Annotated in this window: 2 protein-coding genes and 1 pseudogene; 1 reads left to right on the forward strand and 2 read right to left on the reverse strand. The window is 41.4% G+C overall.

Annotated elements, in window-relative coordinates; genetic code table 11:
• Nucleotides 1-1,194 (reverse strand): annotated as a pseudogene (locus tag CXF78_RS17465) (hypothetical protein); the annotation flags it as partial.
• Complete coding sequence (locus CXF78_RS17470; protein ID WP_011636917.1) at nt 1,191-2,981, reverse strand: autotransporter assembly complex protein TamA; 1,791 nt, start codon at nt 2,979-2,981, stop codon at nt 1,191-1,193. The gene CXF78_RS17470 and the pseudogene CXF78_RS17465, both read right to left, overlap by 4 nt.
• Nucleotides 2,982-3,169: 188 nt before the next feature.
• Here CXF78_RS17470 and CXF78_RS17475 point away from each other — a divergent pair.
• Nucleotides 3,170-3,451: isoaspartyl peptidase/L-asparaginase (locus tag CXF78_RS17475; RefSeq protein ID WP_180957207.1), on the forward strand; the 282-nt coding region annotated here is incomplete at its 3' end.

Here is a 3,451-nt window from a genome sequence, read left to right on the forward strand (position 1 = left end):
ATTGGTAAGTGTTACTTGGTATTCAAGCGCCGGCGTGGTGAGATTAATGTCTGCTGCAAGATTGAAATGGCTATCGCCTTTAGCGATGGCGTTGATATTTAATTGACTTAAGTCTTGGGTAAGATCTACACGGAGTTGTTGCTGTTGAAGCCCTGGCAACTCAGGCAGGTTTTCGACATTGGCTAGTAGCTTTAATGTCAGTGGGTAGTGCTCATGTAAACTAATATCACCGATAACGCTAATATCACCATCATCATGTTGAATGTCTAGTTGGGTTATTCCAAGTTGAAATTGACGAAAACTGGCCGCTAACGCGATATGGCTAAAATGGTCGTTGCGCTGGCCGATAATGAGCTGACTGTCGGTGGCATTAAACTGTCTAACATTGACAGGGAAAGGCATAAATACCTGTGGTAAGTTAGCCAATGGCCATGAATTTTCTTTGGGATCGACTGTTTGGTTTGTTGATTTATTATTTGGTTGAGAACGTGTTTGGCTTGTTGATGTTGCATCTGGAATGTTGACGATTAACCCCTGGCTGGTGAGAGATTCAACCACAAGGCCAGCGCTATTCCAGATAGCTTGAGTCGTTAAATTGTCGGCATAAAAAGTCATACCATTCACATCTACATCAATATTGGCCAATTGGGCGTGGCTGATATTAATGCCAATGGGTAATTCAAACTCGGTAAAAGGTTGGTTAGTAGCATCCGTGTCAGTGGTGTTTTCGGTTACAGGAATATTATCAGTGATAATGTTCACATCAATACTTGATGCGAGTAGATTTGTGACACAAAGTTGTTTGTTAATCAGACATGTTGGCACCCACTCCAATGTTAAATCATCAGCTTCGACGCTAATCCCAGGCATTGACCATGACAAATGCTGCAGCGTGATATCACCATTTAAGGTGCCAGAAGCATATTCAACATCGATATCACTGATAAATTGATTGACGAACATCACCCCCATTTTACTGCCAAATGGGGTGCCCATGATGATGGCAAACAACATCAATAATACCAATGGGACATAAATCAGTATTCGGGTATAAAGCTTAATGCTGCGCCAAATTCTTGCAGATAGACTGGTTGATTTAGGTGCTTTTTTATTACTTGGTTTGAGTGATTCTTCTGACTGAGCGTTTTGCTCATTATGTTGCAAAGTACTTTGTTCGGTATGTTTATCTATCATAAATCAGTTCCCATGGTTAAATGGAAACGATATGAACGTGCAACTGTCTCGGTTTCTTTTAAGCCAAAACCTAGGTCCATTCGAATCGGGCCAATAGGTGATATCCAGTGTAATCCTCCACCAACCGATACTACCGGTTCAAACTGTTGTGTATCAAAAGCATTACCAGCATCGACAAAGGTGGCAACTCGCCATGTCGGGGTAAGATAATATTGATATTCAACACTGCCAATCGCCAAGTAGCGCCCACCGACAACCTGTCGAGATAAGCCGCCTTCACTGTTGGTGTAGTCAATATAGGGGCCTAATTCTTGGTAACTGTAACCTCGTATGCTTTGGTCGCCACCGGCAAAATATCGTAACGATGGCGGTATATTAGCCATATCGTTTTTGTCAGCAATATTAGCACCTAAATCCACCCGGGCAACAAAACGATGCTTATCGAATATTGTATCTACCCATTTAAATCGGGCTTGTAAACGGGCCAGACGGATAGTTGAGCCCAGGGACGGGTCGGCGTATTCAACACTGTAAGTTTGACGATAGCCTGATTTGGGATCGAGCGTGTTGTCGCCACGGACAGTTTTGGTGAGGTTGAAACCCAACAAATAAAAACGTGGGTCGTAATCTGTATCGAGCTGATTATAAAACTCTCTCACGGATTCAATTGAATATCCATGTAACCAATTACTTTTAGAGCGCCTTTGACGCGTTAACCCAACGAGATACTTTTTAGACTCTAATTGCCCGGTATTATTAAATTGGCGTTTATCAGCGTCGTAATCTTGGGTAACACCATAGGTGTCGCGTAATAAGCCAAGTTTTATTTTCAGTTGATCATCTAAAGGGTGGGTTAACGGAATAGTATAAGTGGTTAAAATCTTAGGCCGCTCAGGTGACCACTCTGCACTGGTTTCTTGATAATGGCCATAGCGATTGATTTGCGGCGTTCGCCAAGTGACTCGCACACGAGGATCGACACTGTTTTCTGTACTATTTCCAATATCTGCGCCTAAACCGACTTCAATAAGATGACTAGGCCGCGGGCTTAGCTCAACTTTAATCGGCACTACACCAGTATCAATTTTGTTTAGTTGTGGTAATACTTTGATATTACTAAAGTAACCTGTATCTAATAAATTGCGATTAAACTCAGTTAATAGCTGTGTGGCGTAAGGCGCATCAGCATCAAAAGGAATTAAGGCTTCGACAACATCATTATTGAGAGTACTGCCTTCAAAGTGAACATCACCAAATAAATAGCGCTTACCCGAGTTAAACTGTAGGTTAATTTGGGCGGTATTTAAGTCACGGTTAATGTTGATTTCTGATTTGGTATATTGACCATCAAAATATCCTCTTGCCAGTGCTAACGTGACTAATTGTGATTTTATCGAATCATAGACACCATGGTTTAAGGTATCACCAGGTTTTATTTTCAGACTATTTAGCCACAACGAGAAAGTATTATCTTGGAGCATGTCACCTTGAAAATGGATATCTACCCACTGAATAATGACCGGTTCACCTGGCATTATATTGAGGCTTAACTCCCAAGGGCCTTTATCATTCTCTTTAACATCAATATCTAAAATTGCATGGTAATAGCCCATGGATTCAAGCGCATCATGGGTGTTATCGTCAACAGTAAATAAAAATGCTCGGCGCTGAACATCGTTATCTGGCAATGTGCCTAAATGGGCAAAAATGTTCTTTTCAATTTTTTTCGGCACGCCGGTAACGTTAATCGTTAACCAATTTTCGTCGGCCAGCACCAAGCCTGACATCAGTAAGGTCAACGAAAGTAATAGAAATTGGCTAATTTTAAGGCGTTTTGTCGACAAGTTAAGCTAACTTTTCCAAAATTGATGATGATGACCATTGTCGCTACAAAGTATAAAAGTCGCAAGGATATGATTGAAATTACAAGTAGAAATGGTTACAAAGATAAACCACCTTCAAGGACTTTTCTAACATGAATAAATTATATTTAACGATAGCGCTATGTTTAAGCTTAACGTCGAATACCTGTTTTGCAAAAGACGATACACCTTTTGCTATAGCAATCCATGGCGGCGCCGGCACTATTTCAGCTGCTAGCCTGAGCCCTGAGCAAGAGAAAGCCATTCGCGACAAACTTAAACAGGCAGTTGATGCCGGATATAAAGTGTTAGATAAAGGCGGCGACAGCCTCGATGCGGTTCAATCTGCGATAAATGTGTTAGAAAATAGCCCATTATTTAATGCTGGGGTTGGC

This window comes from Shewanella sp. 11B5, from assembly GCF_002836795.1.
Lineage (GTDB): Bacteria > Pseudomonadota > Gammaproteobacteria > Enterobacterales > Shewanellaceae > Shewanella > Shewanella frigidimarina.

Bases quoted from the DNA above. Each gene is read 5' to 3' on its own strand.
- CXF78_RS17470 (WP_011636917.1), bottom strand. From the start codon at position 2,981: ATGTCAGGCTTGGTGCTGGCCGACGAAAATTGGTTAACGATTAACGTT.